Genomic DNA, 16,208 nt, shown 5'->3' on the forward strand with positions numbered 1-16,208 from the left:
TTATTTTACTCCTTCCTGAGCGATGCGTTGTAATGCTAATTCATTCGCTACCCTTGTTGCCGCTGCTGTCATGATATCCAAGTTACCGGAATAAGTAGGGAAAAAGTCTCCGGCCCCTTCCACTTCAACAAAGACAGAAATTTGTTTTTCGGAAATGAGTGGTTCTGTATTCATTCGGTAGCCAGGTACATATGTTTGTACTTCCTTCACCATATCATGAATAGACTCGAGGATTTCTGCTTCTTTTCCTTCTTCTTCTACCATTGCATGAATCGTATCGCGCATAATAACAGGTGGTTCAGCAGGGTTTAGAATAATGATTGCTTTTCCTTTTTTCGCACCACCGACCTTTTCAATTGCATTTGCTGTCGTTTGTGTAAATTCATCAATATCCGATCGTGTTCCTGGACCTGCACTTTTGCTTGAGATGGTCGCAACAATTTCGGCATAGGAAACAGGGGACACGATGAATCGCATGAATCATTGGAATCGTAGCCTGACCACCACAAGTAACTAAGTTAACATTTGGTTCACTTTTTAATTCCTTCAAATTCACTGGAGGAACAACGAATGGTCCAATAGCAGCAGGGGTTAGGTCAAGTACTTGTTTTCCAATTGCCATCAGTTTTTCACTATGAGATGGATGTACTTTCGCAGATGTTGCGTCAAACACCATTTCAAATTGGTCCGGATGCTTGAGAAGTCCATCAACACTTTTGGTTGTTGTCAAGTATCCGCGTTCACTAGCTAGACGCAACCCTTCTGAATCAGGATCAATTCCCGCTACCATGGTTAATTCCAACGCATCTGATCGTTCAATTTTATACATTAAATCGGTTCCAATGTTTCCGGAGCCAAGAATTGCAACTTTGCATTTTGACATAAAAAAATCCCCCTTTACTTTTTAAACGTCGCTGAAACAGTTCCAAGGTTTTCAAATTCAGCTTTAAACGTATCCCCGCCTTCAATTGGAAGCGCCTTGGACAAGGCCCCTGCTAGAATAATCTCTCCAGGGTTCAGTGAAATATCATAGGTACCAACCTCATTTGCCAGCCATGCAACAGCTTCAATCGGATTGCCCATTACAGCAGATCCGTACGCAGAATCAATAAATGCTTCGTTTCTATATAATGACATTTTCACTTCTGGAAGGGCGATTTCACTTAATGGTTTGGAGTCTTTTCCGATGATTGCACCAGCTGATGATCCGTTATCTGCAACGGTATCTTCAAATTTAATCTTCCAATCTCGTATCCGGCTATCGATAATCTCAACAGCTGGTACAACATAATCCGTTGCCTTTACAACATCTTCTATCGTTACTCCGGGACCTTGGAGTTTTTCCTTTAAAACAAACCCAATCTCGAATTCTACTTTCGGTTGAATAAACTCATCTAAAGAAATGGCCGTCTCTTCTCTGTAAATCATATTGTCCAGAAGATGACCATAATCCGGAATACTGACTCCTAACATGTCCTGCATGGCTTTACTCGTTAGCCCAATTTTTTTACCGACCACTTTCGCACCATTTCTTTTCTTATAATCAATCATATCTAATTGAATCTGGTAGGCTTCATCTTTGGTAAGATCGTTACTTGATGTAAATGGTTCAATCGTTTGTTTGGTTTTTTCTGCTTCAATGAGTACCTGAGCCGCTTCTTTTATGTTCATCGTTTTCACCCTTTTATCTGTAAAATAGATGCACTTTCAGCATGCAGTTTTTGTGCATGACGTACTTGATGTAACCAAATCATGTTACATTTCCCGTTTGGAAGAAACCTGTGTTTTCGTTTTTCAGTTAGATAGATTCCGTCCTGATTTGTAGGAATGAAAACTTCTATTTCCTGACGTATCCCTTGCATGATAAGTGCTACTTTATACAATCCTTGGGCGGGGAGCATATAATACGGTGATAATTGAAAGCATTCCCCGTCCCAGTACACTTCGGTTTCATATTTTCTGCCGAGAATATTGGATAGTAATTTCATTTCCCCTTTTAAGATGAGCTCTCTTATCCAGGTTGAGCTTATCTTTTTCCTCTGAAACTCAATCTTAGCCACTTTTGTGACATCAATTCGATTAGAAGAATCCCTTTTTAAGCGATCAATATGGCCAGCTGCCCTATGGCCATAGGAAAAATCAAATCCAGCTACTGCATGCATAACACACATGTCAAGCAGATAACTAGAAACAAATTGTTCCGGAAGAATGGAAAGAAAATCCTTATCACATTTCACCAATAAAACGTATCAACACCCAAGGACTCTAAAATGGAGGCTTTTTTTGAAAGTGGCATTAAATAGTCAAATTCTTTGTTGTCTTTGGATAGAATGGTTTTTGGATGTGAAAAAAAGCCCATTACTGCAAGGGAAAGTTTTTTCTCATTTGCGATATCCCTGGCAGTCATGATCACATTTTTATGTCCGTTATGAACCCCATCAAAGAATCCCAATGCCATGACATTTGGTGTTGAATGGTTTTTCCAGTATTCAAGATTACTGGAATCTAAGTGTACTATTTTCATAAGGATTTTCTCCCACCTTCTTTTTTCTAATAGTTTGTTAGGATTGTGTAGTTACTGCTTTTTCCAATGTGCGATATTTCCCTTTAGAGAAAATAAGTGGTTCTCCGTCTTCAAAATGAATATCTGTTACTTGACCAACTAAAAGCGTATGGTCGCCCTCTACATATTCAGATTTAACATTACAAGCAACTTGTGCAAGAGCACCTGGAAGCACCGGCTTTCCGTCCAGATAATCAAAGTCGATTTCTTTGTCACTCTTCTTCTGACCAGCAAAAATCATGGATAAATCCTGTTGCTCTTCGGATAGGATGTTAACGGAAAACTGCCCACTTTCCTTTACTTTTGTTAACATATACGCATCTTCTTTTAATGAAATAATAATCAGTCTTGGATTCAGTGACTGTGACATGAAAGCATTCGCAGTCATTCCATGTGTATCTCCATTCGATTCAGTCGCAATTACAGTAACCCCAGTTGCAAAGCTTCCCATTGCATTACGGAATTGACGATCATTCATATTTAAAACCTCCTCAGTATGATTCATTCAGTTTCTCCCATCCCAAATTTTTAAACCACGATTATAAAGCACAGCGCCCAGCGGAACGTTTGGTCTCTCTATGGAGTGGTCAAACGAATCTTATCGCGTATCTTAAGAGATCCAGTCTATATCGCTATAGGCGCTTTGGGCTTTATCATCTTATTTTGATTGGAATTGTTTCATCCAATTTTTGTTAAGGCTGTTTTCTCTAAAAGAATGTTGCTTTTGCGGGAAAGTTTTATTTCGTATTTGATATATAATCCGTCATATCTTTTTATAATATTAGATCTAATCTATCGCTACGGAAAGCGACTGCCCGGAGCGAAAATCAACCGCGCTTAACTATGCCGTAATTTATATAAATTCAATAACAACAAACTCTACAAAAAACGCCTTTGATAATTACTGTTGTTTTACTGCTGATTTGCTCTTCCAGTTGTTTGCAATCTCTTAGTTATAACATTCAACTATCTTGCTAATCACTAATCCAAAAATAGCTTCACCTGCTTGCAGAACTCATCCGTTTTTTCGATTTGAATCCAGTGACCGCATTTACTGAACAGATGAATTTCCACGTTCGTAACTGATTGGAATACCTTCCAGCTATTTTCCACCGGTATGACCTGGTCTTCCCTTCCGTGCAGCGCCAGGACAGGATGCTTAATTTCCCGAAGCTCCTCCTCACTCAGGGCGAGCTTATTCACATGTACCTGTCGAGGTGCAGGAAACATAGATTCAAATGCTTCCTGATTTTCTTTCTCCAATGTTTGTTTATAGCGAAGTTCAATTAAGTCTGAATCATTCGCATACTTATCATCATAAGAGAATATATCAATCAATTCCGCCATGTTTTCATAGCTTGGGGTATAGCCCCATACCTTATCAAGTCCTTCTGTTAGCTTAAAAGGAACACCGACTGTACCCATTAACACGATTTTATGGATCCATTCAGGCTTCCTTTTGGCAAGATGCAAAGCAATTGCTCCTCCAAGGGAATTACCGACAATCGATACACGTTCCAGCCCCTTATTTTCTATCATGGCAGAAAGCTGATTGACCCAGACATCCATTCCATAGTTTTCCTCATCCAATTTTTCAGTAGACCCGAATCCTGCCAAGTCCGGTGCAATTACGTGAAAATGTTTAGAAAAATACGGAAGAACCAGCCGCCAGTTTGCCCAGGCGGATACCCCCGGCCCGCTTCCATGAATAAAGAGCACCGGTACTCCCTGTCCCTCCTCGTAATAATGCGTGTTAATTCCTGCAAATGTCGCTCGCTTTCCTTCCATTGTGACGCTCATAAATCATCCACCCTCCTGATTGTTTCTTTAAGTTCGATTTAATCGTTTAACAGTTTGATATTTTTTCCATAAGCCAATTTACAGCATCTGCCCGATTGACTTCCCCTATTTCATGACCGGTCGGATAGGTTTGAGAAACTACTTTTGCTCCTTCTTCTTTAAAAACGCAGCATTTTTTCGGCCGATTTCTCTCGGAAAAATGTTATCTTCCGCTCCATCTGATAGGAATACATGTAAATGACCTATTGGCCGAACCGGAAACCTATCTTTCAGAAATTCAGGAACATAGCCATTCATGGAGACAATCCACGAACACGTTCTCCAAGTACCATTGCCAAAGAATTAGAAAGGATTGCTCCCTGGCTGAACCCTGCCAAATAGATAGAATCCCGTTCCACCGGATATTTCCCCACCACATCATGAATAAACTTCTGTAGCTTCCCCATACTTGCATCAAACAGTTCGATATCTGGTTTTCCATAGTCTTTCAAATAATAATAAGCGAACCCTTCCTCTTAAGAAAGATTACCCCGCGGTGCAATTAAAATGAAATCATCCGTTACTGGATCAAATAAGGACATCATGTCTTGTTCGCTGTAGCCTATTCCATGCAAAGCAATCAACAGCGGATATTTATGATCTACCTGGAAATTTCCAGGTGTCTTCACCTCATAATGAAAAATGTTGTGCAATGCCCATCCCCCTTCTCATGTAAACAGGGTATTACCGTAGATAATACCCTGATTAAACTGGAACTCTATCTGGAAACCAATGGCTTTTTCATCTGTGGTGTGCCATATGCAAAGAAATCTTCCGGCAGCTGGGAACCATACCAGATGATTCCTTTTTCCAAATCTTCCTCATTCCAGATAACCGGATCCCAGTCCGGGTCGAAAATAAGGTACCCAGGATCACCGAAAAGTTCCACCCGATTACCACCAGGTTCAATTACATATAAGAAGTATGCCTGACTGACGCCGTGTTTCCCTGGTCCTGCTTCAATTTTTATATCATGTTCATTTAGAATTTCCGAAATATCCGAAATATGTTGTGGGAAGCCATACCAGTAACAAACATGGTGCAGGCGCCCTTTTCCTCCCAATGGGTCCTGCATCATCGCTATTTCGTGAACCAGCGCACTGACACTCAGCCAATCCGCAATATTCTTACCGTCATTCTGCTGAATCCGCTCCCTTAGCCGGAAACCGAGCTGTTTCTGCATGAAGTCACTACTCGTTTCCAGGTCCCCAGCCATTAGATTGACGTGATCCAGACGTCGAACAGGGACCCCTCGGACAGGACGCTTCTGTGGACGATTCAAGAGCGGTGTCTTTAACCGATCTGGTGTTTGATAGTACTCAACCTCCCACAGTAACTCCATATGATGCCCATCAGGAGTCGCAAACTGATAAGCAGCTCCCTGCCCGATATCATTCTCCAACCATCCTTTACCTTGCCCGGTTGCTTCAATCGCTTTTACCCGGCGGTCCAATGCCTGTTGAGATGAAGTACGCCATGCGACATGCCCCAGTCCCGGCTCCTTGCTTTCTGTTACTTTCAGCGTGTGATGATAAAAGTCTTCATACGCTCTTAAATAAGCGGACTGTCCTTCCCTTGTTGTCTCCTCCATGCCAAGCAATTCCTTGAAAAACCATAATGTTTCATCCGGTTTCGGCGTCAAAATCTCCACGTGTGCTAACTGTGCTACATCAAAAATTGGTTCTGGTTTCATCTTTCTTCCTCCTCTTTTTTATAAAAATGATAGATTCATTGCTTTACCACACAGGATCTCCAGGTAATCCAAAGTTCGTTCTGCCAAATGCGGCCATGGAATCCTCAAATGAATGATTAGGATGTGCCGCAAAGGCCAGGATGTCTCTTGTAAACCTTTCCACAGGATCACCTTTATAAATAGAAGTTCCTCCAAGGTTCAGCATAATTTCAACTATCATATTGCAAGCTTTTCTTGCCACCTGTCCTCTTAAAGCGAAAAATTCCTCCCGCTCCTTGTCACTGATTGCAGTCTTTCCTTCCTTTTCATATGCTTTTAGTTTCTTCACATATATATCAGTCAAGCCTTCCAGGGAACTTAGCTCGGTTTGCATAATTGCGTACAGTCTTTGACTGCTTGGGGATTCTTTTTCTTTCACCCCTTGTTTGAAAACCCTTACCCTGTTGGACGTTTTCTCATGAAACAGAGACATCATTCTGTCTACCCCACCCATGGCTACAGGAAGGAAACCAAGCAGGAAAAATGGAATAAATGGCATCCGTAAAATCGGATCATTTTTGTCATAATCCCCTCCCATTGGTTCTCCTAGTTTCATCAGGTACTTCGTCGGAAGGATACGGGAACGCGGTATATAAACATTGTCCAAAGACACGCCGTTACTACCGGTAGGACGTAAGCCTAGCGTATCCCAATTCTTAATGATGTTGAACTCTGACTCGTGCGCCGCGACTAAGCAAACCTCTTCCCCCTGGCCTTCCTCCAACTCCACTAATGCCCCAAGTCCAGTCCATTCACTCCATAGAATGCCACTGCAAAAGTTCCATTTCCCAGTAACTCGGAACCCATCACCATCTTTTTTAGCTCTTCCAACAGGGGCAAGAACATCAGCTAACAGTCCACCTGTCCCCAATACTTCATCTCGACCTTCTGGTGGTAAATAATGTGCCCAAACATCATGAATGGAATAGAAGTAGGTAAGCCATGCGGCTGGAATACTATAAAAACCGACAGTACGGACAACTTCAACATACAAGCCTAAATCCAAATCCATCGAATACCCGCCATACCTTGGGGAACGCATTAATTTATGAATTTCTGCCTCTTCAATCGCTTTAGCTACCTTATCCGAGAACTGTCCATTTTTATCTGCTTCCAGTGATTCTGCTTCTGCTGTCTCTCCAATCATTTTTGCACGCCTTATCCACTCTTCTCTTGTAATTGTCGGCCTGGTTTGTGTTACAGACATATAACACCCTCCTCTAATAAGTTAATCGCTTTCATTTTTTGCTTTATAAACACTTTGATCTTCGCTGTACGAGAACAACCTTTAGTATTCCGGTGTTCATGTTTGATTCAATGAAAATTGGTGGATTACCAGTTTTCATTTGAGATTTCTCCTTTCTCTTAACTTACATACATCATACCAGGCTGAAAATTCGGAATATAGAACTAATCCATACGAATATAAAGAAAAATAAAGATGTATTTTCACATGATATGATTGAACGTTTATATACCTTTCCGCAAAAAAACAGGTGAACGCTTTCATACCAGCGTTCACCTGGTTTTCCTTCCTACTACTTTCAAATAAAACTATATTTCATTTTATTTTTTCATTAAATACAATTCTTTCTCTAATCGTCAAGAAAACTCTTCACTCAAGGCTTATAATATAGAATGGAGTCATTTATTTCACCCTTCTGTAAAATTAACTGATAGAAACTCCACAAGTTATTTTTTTGAAAGTAAATCCTTTTGTTAGAGAAAGGGAGTGGTTTCTAGCCACCCTATTGTTCCTATTCAAATAATATATATTCAGGTTCTTCAAACTCATAGAGAACTTTTTCAATTTTACCAGTGAATGGGAAGCTTCCCTCATCGACATATTCGGGACTGACAGGGTAAAGTAAATCTTTTCCAATATCCAATCCTTCGAAAGCGGTTTTTAGCGGTAATGTTTGAATTTCCGTTTCTCCAACTGGTTCATCATTAATAAACACTGTACCTATTCCGCGGTTCTCACCCGTATTTTCAAAGTTAAATGTGATGATATGTTCCCCCTCATCTAACTCTTTGCCTGGGGTGATAGTAAATCTTTCTTTTCCATTATGATACTCATAGTAAAGCTTATTCTCTTTCAAATAGAAAGTATATCCACTCTTGTCATTACCTAACGCTAATAACACCCCTTCATCCTCTTCATCCAAGACTATTGGGATGGTAATCTCATGGTTACGGTCCAATGTCAATGGTGCTGCTGATTCACTTAAATGGGACATTTCTGGGTAATACGTAAAAGATTTCCTTGCTCGAATACTGTCACTAGGTAAATTTGCAAACCCTCCCAGGAAATTTTCTGACAATGGTAAAACATTATTCTCTTCTGCCTCCTCGTACCATAGGTCAATAAGTTGCTCTATTAGTTCTGGGTTTTCATCTGCCACATTGTTTAACTCTGAAAAGTCATCTGTTATATTATAAAGTTCCCATTCATCTTCTTCAAAATCAGTGCCTGGTTCATGATTGGCAATAGCTTTCCACCCATCATGATAAATCGTTCGCATTCCACTATGTTCAAAGTATTGCGTATCCTTACCTGTTACTGCATCTGGATTATCAAACGTATCAGCGAAACTAACACCTGTTATTTCCATTTGTTCGACTCCGTTTAATTGCTCTGGTACATCCACTCCAAGCACATCATATACCATTACCGTAATATCACTTATATGAGTAAATTGCGTTCTAACTTCTCCTTTTGCTTCCATTCCGTTTGGCCAATGTACGATCATTGGTGTACGTAACCCACCAGCATGTGTTGTACCCTTAAAGTTTGGAAAAGGTGTATTACTTACTTGTGACCAACCTATTGGATAATCACTTGAAGTACCTTCTCCACCAATTTCATCAAAATTCTCTGCTATATAATCAAAGTCTTCAGTTATTTTATTGTAAGCAAGAGATTGGTTTGTTGCTCCATTTTCCCCTCCTGAAAAACTTGCACCGTTATCAGAGATTAATACGATTAATGTATTATCCAGTTCTCCAGTTTCTTCAAGCGTATCGATTAATTTTCCTATTTGTTCATCCGTATGTGTTAAGAATCCTGCATACGTTTCCATAAATCTTGCATAAACTTTCTTTTGTTCTTCACTTAAGCTATCCCACTCTTTAATCCCTGGTTCTAGCAGTGACAGCTCTGCATCTTCTGGAATGATCCCAATCTCTTTTTGTTTTTCAAAGCGCTGTTCCCGTATGACTTCCCAACCTTTATCATATACACCTTCGTATTGTTCGATATACTCCTTAGGAACTTGATGTGGCATATGTTGAGCACCAAAGCCAATATACATGAAAAACGGATCGTCTGGCCTTATAGAAACCTGATCTATAATACATTGTCTAGCATTTTGAATGATGTCTTCCGAATAATGATAGTCTTCTACATCAGGTAATGGTATTGTGCTATTATCCCGAACTAATTCTGGACGGAACTGGTCAGATGAATCTTCTAAATTACCATAATAGCGATGAAAACCTCTTCCAAGAGGCCATCTATCATACGGACCCGCTGGAGAAAGTTCTACGGTTGGGGCAATATGCCATTTTCCAAGACCAAAGTTTGTATACCCATATTCCCCAAGTACTTCGGTTACGAATCCAGCCTCTTCGGAAATTTCCGCTCTTCTACTCGGATTATCTTCTCCAAAATCAAAATTTGCCACATTCCCCATCCCAACTGCATGATTATTTCTTCCTGTTAATAAAGAGGCACGTGCCGGGGAACAAACAGGAGCTGCATGGAAGTTATTATACCTTAATCCATTTGCAGCTAATTCATCCATATGGGAGGTATCAATTTCTGAACCAAAGCTTCCTAAGTCTGAAAAACCTGCATCATCCAGTACGATATACATCACATTCGTTTTTTCTTCCACTTTTGCTTGACTTTTTGCATTCTCTTTTGGTATAATATCCGCATCAGTTTCTTCTGCCTGTGGTTGACAAGCTCCAAGAATAGCAGTTGCAGCTAAAGCCGCTGTACTGAACATAGAAAATTTCCTTACATACTTCGACCATGGCTTTTCACTATTTTTCTTGTATTCTAACAACCTTTTACCTCCTTTTTTTCATTCATTAAACATCTCTAACACAACGAAAGCCAATATTTCCTGATGCACTATCAGGGGTATTCTTTGATCTTGCCGCGACTCGATAACGGTTACAGTAAGAATGATGACAGAGGTATGATCCTCCACGCATAACATGATGATTCCCGGATTTCGGTCCCCTCGGATTCTTTCTTCCACCACGATCACGAACAATTCGAGCAAACCAATCCGAACACCATTCCCATACATTTCCTACAACATTGTACAAGCCGTAACCATTTGGTGGGAAAGATATTGCTGGTGCAGTCGCTTTATAACCATCTTCCTTTGTGTTTATTTTTGGAAACTCACCTTGCCAAACATTGCAGCGATGCTCTCCATTTGGTATAAGTTCATCTCCCCATGGAAATCTTTTCTGTTCTAATCCCCCACGTGCTGCAAGTTCCCACTCTGCTTCAGTTGGTAGTCTTTTTCCTGCCCATTTACAATAGGCATTTGCATCATTCCACGAAACATGTACTACTAGATGATCCACCTTATCATCAATGGTTGAGTCCGGGCCTTCTGGGTGTTTCCAAGATGCTCCTTGAACGACCAACCACCAAGGAGTCTGCCTAACCATTTGCTTCACTTTTCTTTTTGTCTGGTTACTTACAAATGAATAAAAAACAAAAGACCAACCATATTGCTCTGAATCTGTTCCTGGACAAACTCCTGAAATTCAGCATTCGTAACAGTATGAGCATCCATATAGAACGGGTCTACTGTTACTTTTCTAACCGGACCTTCTCCATCTTCTTTGTATCCCTCTTTATCTTTTGTTCCCATAAAAAAGCTACCACCGGGGATATAAATCTGTTGATTAACTGATTCTGCTTTTCCAGACGATAAACAGTTATCCTTAGAATCTAATTCTTCTGTTATATTATCGTTTTCTTGTACAATATCCCTACGACTCATACTGCAACATGCTGGTGTCTCTCTAGTCATTTTCGTTCGCTCACCTGATACACTCTTCTCTTGTAATAGTGGACCTGGACATCTAACACCCTCCCTCAATAGGTTAAACGCTTTCATTTTTTTATTCTAGATGCCTCCTATCTCTTAAATTACGTACATAATAACAGGCCAAAAATTCAGAATATAGGACCGTTCCGTACGAATATAAACCAATCCAAATAGGGATTTTCGTGTGATATGATTGAACGTTTATATACCTTTCCGCAAAAAAACAGGTGAACGCTTTCGTACCAGCGTTCACCTGGTTTCAGAATAATTAAATCTATACATCCTGTTCTTCCAGCAAATTGATATCCATGTCAATTTCAAGTTTTCCAAGAAAAATCAGTGCTTTTAATGCCAAAAATAGTTGGTAAGTGACATTTGGATTATTCACTTTTGTTTCAAGTAATTCATTAATTCGCTGCAGACGATATCGCAAACCACTAACCGAAAAATTCATACTCCTTGCAGTCTGGTGCACATTGCACCCATTTTTAAGATAAAAATATAGCGTCTTTGTTAATTCCATATCTTTATCTTCACTTAGCAGCTTTCCAAGACTTTTATCGATCATCTTATTCATCATTTTATTTTCTTCAAGCTGGAACAATATTCCCTCGACACCTAGACGCTCATAGCTGATGATGGGACATTTTTCGCTTGTTACCTTCAGAGCTGCAAGGCTTTCCCTGTACATAGCAGATGCTTCATTCAGTGAATCCGAACAGGAACTGATCCCACCACTGATAAGATAGGCTCTAAAACGCTGTTGACAATATTTTATTATCTCCTCCAGCATTTTTTCTTTCTTAGAGCAACTATTCAGGGTGGCATCCTGATAGCAAAGAATCACAATTTTCTCGGCCTTTTGTTCAATAAGAACCCTTCTTCCTTTCCCTCTCCTGCCGCTTTCAAAATAGAAATATATTTCATCAATGATTTTCTCGTTTAATTCTATCTTTTCTCTAACCGATAAGGAAACGCTTACACCCAAAGTGATAATAAAGAATGGAGTCATCTTTTCAAAACCTAAATAGTATGCACGTTTATTCAATTCTGCTTCTGATATTTTACCGGACAGAATCTCCTCAAGAAAGTCGCCACCTATTTTTTGTTTGGTATCCAGACTGGTCTTTTCATTCAATAGAACACTTCCACAAACTATTGCAGCCCTTTCCAAAATCATTCGGTCCAACTCAGTGGGGATAACATTTTCGTGAAAAATTAAACAGCAATATCCGACAATCTGTTGTTGTACATAAACAGGAGTGATCATCCTTTGATAGCCATTACACAGCAATAATTCCGTAGTAGAAATATCATCATTATCCATACGTATACTACTCTCCATGTCGAATTGGTCCTCGCCCACGGCAGCAACAATTTTTCCCTCGAAGTTATCAATCATCATTGCCGGTTTATCGACTATTTCATTTAATAATCTGATGACTGTGGGAATATTATTACTTGAGTTCACTTCATTCATCATCAATTCGTGGGCCTGGTATGCCTTTTTTAAGTTATCCCTTTCCACTTTCAGTTCGTCGTACGCCAATTGGAGCTCACTAATTAAACTATTTGGTTCAAAATACTTAACCTCGCTTGCGATTTCCTCTCCCCATTCTTCCACTGTCCTGCAAATACACTGACAATAGTCGTCTCCTTTTGCCTCACACTTTTCCTCCACCACGATAACCTGATGATTCAGAATGGTGGAAAGATACCCACTGGCATAACCGGCCATCGTATGACATACGGTATGATTGCTTTCCCCAAATGTATTTTTATATTCTTCCGCTTCATAGGATTTCTTCCATATGGCTTTTAGTTGCAGCTTTTTATAGTCATAATCTATATTATTGATAAGAATATCTATATCCTCAGTCCAACCATGTAACACATGCATTTTCGGTCCGGCCCTTGTTAGTTCTTCCGCTTGCTCACCAAAATAGGTGATCATTTTTCTTGCATCCGTTGCGCCGGCATGCCATCCATAACGTAATAGAAAACCTTTTGTTCGATCTTGACCTATTGTATCCACAAGTTCTTTTCGAAGGGTACCTATCGTATTTGTCGTAATTGAGATGATTCTTTCATGGTCTTTCCTGTGAAAACCTGGGTCCGTTATCCTTTTATAGAACTTTTCAATTTTTATATCTTCTAAGTTCATCGAAACACCACCTCTTATTTTTATAAAGACCAGCGACTGCATTTGAAAGAAACAGGACAAAGAACTAGACGATGAAAGAAAATCACTCCATCTCCCCTCTCGATGTATTGGCTTTTACCTATAATAGAAAATAATTTTCATAAATTAACTAAAATTCGCTTTATTCCTCAGTTTATATGTAATTTTTTGAAAAATCAATAAGCAATGAATACTAAAATAGAGCTAATTGATAGCAAATTTTAAACGGAACCGTACGAAACAGAAGTTTTATTAAAAATGGTTGATATAAATTTCAAAAGGATTGGTACGGGCATGCGCGATTTGACGCTCTAAACAAGCTATATGATCAATATCACCGTGAAATTTTAACCCCGTGTAAAATAAACCCAAACCAAAATCCAGTACCTATGAGTAAATGTAGAGTGTTCCTGATTATGTTAATATAATATTTAAATACAAGTTAAAGTAATGATAAGATGTGCTCCCCAAAACAAGGAACTATTCGTATGCTGATTATCTGACATGGAATGAAGGGGGGAGGATTGAATTAATTGATGGTAAAATTTTCAATATGTCTCCTGCACCTTCATTTTTACACAATAAAAGGGACTTGACTAAGGCCTGCTCTATTTGGCGTGACACTCACTTAATTTAATCCTGCGTCCGCTTTTTTCTTGCCGCTTCTAAAACAACACTAATCGTGTATTTATATAAACCAATTCACAATCCAAACATGATTACACTAATAGAAGTAAGATGCTCGGATATTGAGCCAATACACTTTTTCATTAAAAAAGAACTCAGGCTTTTTATCGAGATTATATATATCCAAATCCCGTCCACATATATTGAAAAAACAATAGAACGTACACCAAAATGTAGTATTTAAATTTAAAAATAATAGTGCAGTAATAATCCAAGCAAATGAAATCCAAAAAGGAGCTGGAACAACTTCTCCCACCTCCTTCTACTTAACAATTAACCATTTAAATATAATGTTCGTTTCTTTTAATATATTTTTTTACTTCTCTCATTATATTTTTATACTTAATGGTGCCTGCATTGTCTAGATATTCACGTAAGGTCATTACAAGCGACCTTCCGTAACTATCAATGACCTGCTCCCTCTTTTCCTTTGTATCTACTAAAGTATACAACTTGTTCTCTATTCTTTTTATAGTTCCTCTTTTTTGTGATGGTAGTATCGCTAACATATATGTACTCCCCTTTTTAAATAGATTGTTTCACTTTTCCATAAAGCCATATATCCAGTTTTTTACATTAACGGAATATTCTTTCAATTATTTGTAAAATTAAAGCCTAATTAAACGAACTCAGTCCTCTTAATTAGGCCGGTTGCACCACTAACTTCATACGACCCTGGTGCCCACATTATAGATCGTACTTTACAGTTTCCCAAGCACTATTTAGTTATATAGTACTATTTTAAATCATTATATTTATTTGTCAATGACTTTTGAACCATTTCCGAATTCACCTTATTCAGAACACAGGGACAGGCACCATGGTCTGCTGTTATTGATTATATCCTCTACAAATCAAACATGGAATTTCTTTTTGAAAACTCTCCCCACTTCTCTCTGTAAAACGAGGAAAAATTCTTAGCATCATCAAGCAGTCCGCCTATATTCCCGTTCCCTCTTCCTCACCACGATTTTACCAAAAACAACCATTCCCAAAGCAAGCGTAACCCCTATCAAATTAGCAATGATATCGTAAAGTTGAGCACCCCTACCAAAATGCATCTGTACGTACTCCGTTAAAATCGTATAACTCACCGCTATTACTATTGAAATTCGTAGTTTGATAGAAGCTGCAAGGAGTAAGGTAAAGATAAAAAACATGAAAAAGTGCCCGATAACTTCAAACAAACTCACTTGTTCAATCGGTTCAAAAAACGCGGAAATCTTCCAATTTGGATTAGATTCAAATGTAAAAGATACATTAAAATCATGTACAAAAGCATGAACATCACTCGTGCAAGTTACAATAAAGATAAAGACTGCCCATAAAATTGCTAGTAAAATCAATTCAACCCTCCTCCTACACTCTTTAGCATTATGGACAGGAAAGGGATGAGCTATAATCAGGTAATTCTTGAAATACATTTGTGGATGTTTGCCCATTATGGTGAGATGCCTGATTGGTTTACTGATAATTAAATCGGTTTCGAAGTGCGCTCAACCGTTTTAGTCGAAGCATGGGGGTTCTATTGCTTCACTATCTCCTCAAACTCCCACACACTTAAAGCAAAAGAACCATCCGAGGCTGGTAAAAAAAGCACGTTTTTTAAAGAGGTGCTTTTTTCTTGGCCTCATGAAAGGTTCAACGTGTCCGAATGAGATCAGGAATTATTTGAAAGGTCACGTAGGAAGCTTCTAGGTGACCGAATGAACTCGGAATTCATTCAAAAGGTCACGTAGGAAGCTTCTACGTGCCCGAATGAACTTGGGATTCATTCAAAAGGTAACGTAGAGAGGTTCTAGGTGCCCGAATGAACTCGGAATTCATTCAAAAGGTCACGTAGGAAGCTTCTAGGTGCCCGAATGAACTTGGGATTCATTCAAAAGGTAACGTAGAGAGGTTCTAGGTGCCTGAATGCACTCGGAATTCATTCAAAAGGGCACGTAGGAAGCTTCTAGGTGCCCGAATGCACTCGGAATTCATTCAAAAGGGCACGTAGGAAGCTTCTAGGTGCCCGAATGCACTCGGAATTCATTCAAAAGGGCACGTAGGAAGCTTCTAGGTGCCCGAATGAACTCGGGATTCATTCAAAAGGTAACGTAGAGAGGTTCTAGGTGCCTGAAT

The 16,208-nt window shown here is 39.3% G+C and carries 12 protein-coding genes, 3 pseudogenes and 1 riboswitch; all 15 genes and pseudogenes read right to left on the reverse strand.

Going from position 1 to position 16,208, the window contains the following annotated elements:
- A pseudogene (locus GMJ66_RS12300) lies at window positions 1-883 on the reverse strand (acetaldehyde dehydrogenase (acetylating)).
- Window positions 884-897: 14 nt separating this feature from the next.
- Window positions 898-1,671 carry a 2-keto-4-pentenoate hydratase gene (locus GMJ66_RS12305; protein ID WP_156290619.1) on the reverse strand — a complete coding sequence of 258 codons (774 nt, stop codon included), beginning with the start codon at window positions 1,669-1,671 and terminating at the stop codon, window positions 898-900.
- Between the two features lie 5 nt (window positions 1,672-1,676).
- Window positions 1,677-2,524 (reverse strand): annotated as a pseudogene (locus GMJ66_RS12310) (FAD synthetase family protein).
- Window positions 2,525-2,561: 37 nt separating this feature from the next.
- Window positions 2,562-3,041 carry a flavin reductase family protein gene (locus GMJ66_RS12320; RefSeq protein WP_156290622.1) on the reverse strand — a complete coding sequence of 160 codons (480 nt, stop codon included), beginning with the start codon at window positions 3,039-3,041 and terminating at the stop codon, window positions 2,562-2,564.
- 503 nt (window positions 3,042-3,544) lie between these two features.
- Window positions 3,545-4,363, reverse strand: coding sequence for an alpha/beta fold hydrolase (locus tag GMJ66_RS12325; protein ID WP_156290623.1), 819 nt, complete (start codon window positions 4,361-4,363; stop codon window positions 3,545-3,547).
- 138 nt (window positions 4,364-4,501) lie between these two features.
- Window positions 4,502-4,660: a hypothetical protein gene (locus tag GMJ66_RS12330; RefSeq protein ID WP_156290624.1), complete on the reverse strand. Its 159-nt coding sequence runs from the start codon at window positions 4,658-4,660 to the stop codon at window positions 4,502-4,504.
- Complete coding sequence (locus GMJ66_RS12335) at window positions 4,657-4,854, reverse strand: hypothetical protein (protein WP_156290625.1); 198 nt, start codon at window positions 4,852-4,854, stop codon at window positions 4,657-4,659. Before GMJ66_RS12335 ends, GMJ66_RS12330 begins: the two co-directional genes overlap by 4 nt.
- A gap of 24 nt (window positions 4,855-4,878) precedes the next feature.
- Complete coding sequence (locus GMJ66_RS12340) at window positions 4,879-5,055, reverse strand: hypothetical protein (RefSeq protein ID WP_156290626.1); 177 nt, start codon at window positions 5,053-5,055, stop codon at window positions 4,879-4,881.
- A 65-nt stretch (window positions 5,056-5,120) separates the two neighbouring features.
- A complete protein-coding gene (locus GMJ66_RS12345) occupies window positions 5,121-6,095 on the reverse strand; it encodes a catechol 2,3-dioxygenase (RefSeq protein ID WP_156290627.1) in 975 nt (324 codons plus the stop codon).
- 43 nt (window positions 6,096-6,138) lie between these two features.
- Window positions 6,139-7,341, reverse strand: a complete 1,203-nt coding sequence (locus GMJ66_RS12350) for an acyl-CoA dehydrogenase family protein (RefSeq protein WP_156290628.1) — start codon at window positions 7,339-7,341, stop codon at window positions 6,139-6,141.
- Window positions 7,342-7,891: 550 nt separating this feature from the next.
- Window positions 7,892-10,207: an arylsulfatase gene (locus GMJ66_RS12355; RefSeq protein ID WP_156290629.1), complete on the reverse strand. Its 2,316-nt coding sequence runs from the start codon at window positions 10,205-10,207 to the stop codon at window positions 7,892-7,894.
- 25 nt (window positions 10,208-10,232) lie between these two features.
- A pseudogene (locus GMJ66_RS12360) lies at window positions 10,233-11,197 on the reverse strand (formylglycine-generating enzyme family protein).
- A gap of 292 nt (window positions 11,198-11,489) precedes the next feature.
- Entirely contained in the window at window positions 11,490-13,379 is a 1,890-nt protein-coding gene (locus GMJ66_RS12365; RefSeq protein ID WP_197046686.1) for a XylR N-terminal domain-containing protein, read from the reverse strand.
- Between the two features lie 986 nt (window positions 13,380-14,365).
- Complete coding sequence (locus tag GMJ66_RS12375; RefSeq protein ID WP_156290632.1) at window positions 14,366-14,593, reverse strand: hypothetical protein; 228 nt, start codon at window positions 14,591-14,593, stop codon at window positions 14,366-14,368.
- Between the two features lie 127 nt (window positions 14,594-14,720).
- A riboswitch (cyclic di-GMP riboswitch) is annotated at window positions 14,721-14,805 on the reverse strand.
- A 205-nt stretch (window positions 14,806-15,010) separates the two neighbouring features.
- On the reverse strand, window positions 15,011-15,430 hold the full coding sequence (locus GMJ66_RS12380) for a VanZ family protein (RefSeq protein WP_197046687.1): 420 nt from the start codon (window positions 15,428-15,430) through the stop codon (window positions 15,011-15,013).
- Window positions 15,431-16,208 lie beyond the last annotated feature (778 nt).

Source organism: Oceanobacillus salinisoli (assembly GCF_009733865.1).
GTDB classification, from domain to species: domain Bacteria; phylum Bacillota; class Bacilli; order Bacillales; family Amphibacillaceae; genus Oceanobacillus; species Oceanobacillus salinisoli.